A 3,265-nucleotide genomic window follows, 5' to 3' on the forward strand; every position below is an offset into this window, starting at 1 on the left:
GCCGGCGCCCTCGGGCTTGGCGTAGATCGCGACCGGGCGGCGGTCCCCTTCGTCCGCGCCGAGCACCACCTGGACGTGCACGGCGTCGGTGAGCACCAGCGGCACGCCGAGGGTCAGCTCCTCGACGCGGTCGAAGCCGAGCTGGTCGCCCGCGCGGATCGCGAGCTCCAGGAACGCCGTGCCCGGCAGCAGCACCGAGCCCGCGACGGTGTGGTCGGCCAGCCACGGGTGCGTCCGCGGCGAGAGCCGGGCCGTGCCGAGGACGCCGTCCTCGTCCGCCAGCGGCACGACCGCCGCCAGCAGGGGGTGCCCGGTCGCGGCCAGGCCCGCCGAGGCGACGTCGCCGGACGGCGCGGCGGCCAGCCAGAACCGCTCGCGCTGGAAGGCGTACGACGGCAGGTCGACGTGCGCGCCGCCGGGCCCGAACCCGGCGGCCCAGTCGACCGCGCCGCCCCGGACGTAGCGCCGGGCCAGCGCGGTGAGCAGGGTTTCCACCTCCGGCCGGTCGGCCCGCATCGTCGCGACGGCCTCGCCGTCGTCGACCAGCGCGGTCAGCACGCCGTCCGGGCCCAGCTCCAGGAAGTCCGTCGCGCCGGTGGCGCGCAGGGCGTCGTGGAACCGGACCGGTTCGCGGATCTGACGGACCCAGTGCGCCGTGGTGGCCGGATCACCGTCCTCCACTGTGGACACCAGCGGGATGACCGGTTCGGCGAAGGTCAGACCCTCGACGACCGTGCGGAAGTCGTCGAGCATCGGCTCCATCAACGCCGAGTGGAACGCGTGGCTCGTGTTGAGCCGCTTGGTCTTCGCGAACGTCGCCGCGTACTCGGTCACGGCGGCTTCCTCACCGGACAGCACCACCGAATCCGGCCCGTTCACCGCGGCCAGCGAGACACCGTCCGACAGCTGAATGTCCTTTTCGGACGCCTGGACCGCGATCATCACGCCACCCTCGGGCAGCGCCTGCATCAACCGGCCCCGCGCGACGACCAACGTGGCCGCGTCTTCCAGGGTGAGAATCCCGGCGACGTGCGCCGCCGCGATCTCCCCTACCGAATGCCCCACGACGACGTCCGGGTGGACGCCCCACGCTTCCAGGAGCCGGAACAGCGCGACTTCGAGCGCGAAGATCGCCTGCTGCGCGAACTCGGTCTCGGATGAGCCGAGGAAGTCGCCGAGCCGCGGGTCCAGGTGCTCGCACACCGCGTCGAACGCCGCCGCGTACACCGGGAACGCCTCGTACAGCTCGCGTCCCATCCCCGGCCGCTGCGAACCCTGGCCGGTGAACAGGAACGCGGTCCGGCCGTCCGGCACCACGGAACCGGTGACGACGCCGGGTTCGCCCCGGCCGAGCGCGGCCAGCCCGGCCGCGACGTCACCGACGACGACGGCGCGGTGGGCGTGCTGCGCCCGCGTGGTGACCAGCGCGTGCGCCACCGCCTCCAGCGGCCGGTCTGCCAGGTGCGCCCGCAGCCGGGTCGCCTGGGCGCGCAGGGCGGCCGTCGACTTGGCGGTGAGCACGACGGGCGGGCACGGGTGCCCCGGGACCGCGGCCTCGACAGGTGCCGGAGCAGCTTCGAGGATGACGTGGGCGTTGGTGCCGCTGATCCCGAACGACGACACCGCGGCGTACCGGACCGGCTCTTCGACCGGTTCGGTGAGGAGCCGGACGGCACCGGCGGTCCAGTCGACGTGCGGGGTCGGCTCGTCGACGTGCAACGTCTTCGGGAGCACCCCGTGGCGCAGTGCCTGCACCATTTTGATCACGCCCGCGACACCCGCGGCCGCCTGGGTGTGCCCGAGGTTCGACTTGATCGAGCCGAGCCACAACGGCGTTTCCCGGTCCTGCCCGTAGGTCGCGAGCACCGCCTGGGCCTCGATCGGATCCCCGAGCCGGGTCCCGGTTCCGTGCGCCTCGACCACGTCCACATCGGACGGTTCGAGCCCGGCGGCCGCCAGCGCGGCCCGGATCACGCGCTGCTGCGACGGCCCGTTCGGGGCGGTCAGGCCGTTCGAAGCGCCGTCGGAGTTGACCGCGGAACCGCGGACCACGGCGAGCACCCGGTGGCCGTTGCGCTGGGCGTCGGACAGGCGTTCCAGGACGAGCACGCCCACGCCTTCCGACCAGCCGGTGCCGTCGGCGGCCGCCGCGAACGGCTTGCAGCGGCCGTCGGGCGCCAGCCCGCGCTGACGGCTGAACTCGACGAACGTCGCCGGGGTCGCCATCACCGTGACACCGCCGGCCAGCGCCAGCGAGCACTCGCCGGAACGCAGCGCCTGCGCCGCGAGGTGCAGGGTGACCAGCGACGACGAGCACGCCGTGTCCACGGTGACCGCCGGGCCTTCGAGGCCGAACGAGTAGGCGACGCGTCCGGAAAGGACACTGCCGGAGTTGCCGATGCCGACGAACCCTTCGACGCCTTCGGGCACGTTCGTCAAGCGGGCGCCGTAGTCGTGGTACATCTGGCCGGCGAACACGCCGGTGCGGCTGCCGCGCAGCGCGCCCGGGTCGATCCCGGCGCTCTCGAAGGCCTCCCACGACGTCTCCAGCAGCAACCGTTGCTGCGGGTCCATGGCGAGGGCTTCGCGGGGGCTGATCCCGAAGAACGCGGCGTCGAATTCCGCCGCGTCGTAGAGGAAACCGCCCTCGCGGGTGTAGGTCGTGCCGGTGCGCTCGGGGTCCGGGTCGTAGTCGATGTCCCAGCCGCGGTCGGCCGGGAACTCGCCGATGCCGTCGCGCCCGTCGAGCACCAGCCGCCAGAGGTCGTCCGGCGAACCGATGCCGCCGGGGTAGCGGCAGCTCATGCCGACGATCGCGATCGGCTCGTCGACGGCCGCGACCACCGGTGCGGCCACGTCGGCGCGTACGCCGGTCAGCTCGGCTTCGAGGTGCTCCGCGAGCGCGGCCGGCGTGGCGTAGTCGAACACGACGGTCGCGGCGAGCCGGAGCCCGGTGACGGTGTCGAGCCGGTTGCGCAGCTCGACCGCGGTCAACGAGTCGAAACCCAGGTCGGAGAACGCCTGGCCGGGTTCGACCGCGCCGGCCGACGCGTGCCCGAGGACGGCCGCGGCCTCCGCGCGGACGACGTCGAGGAGGTTCTCCGTGCGGGGTGCCGAGGCGGCCCGCCGGACCGGCACCCGGACGAGCCCGCGCAGGATCGGCGGGAGGTGCTCGCCCTGGGCGCGCAGGCCCGCGTGGTCGAGCAGCACCGGCCACAGCACGGGTTCGGCGTGCGAGAACGCCGCGTCGAACAGGGCCAGCCCG

1 protein-coding gene is annotated in these 3,265 nt (G+C 73.9%); it reads right to left on the reverse strand.

The features are described from left to right. Positions 1–3,265: type I polyketide synthase (locus tag G3I65_RS56295; RefSeq protein WP_160704840.1), on the reverse strand; the 3,265-nt coding region annotated here is incomplete at both ends.

It is taken from the genome of Amycolatopsis sp. SID8362, assembly GCF_010550475.1.
Classification (GTDB): domain Bacteria; phylum Actinomycetota; class Actinomycetes; order Mycobacteriales; family Pseudonocardiaceae; genus Amycolatopsis; species Amycolatopsis eburnea.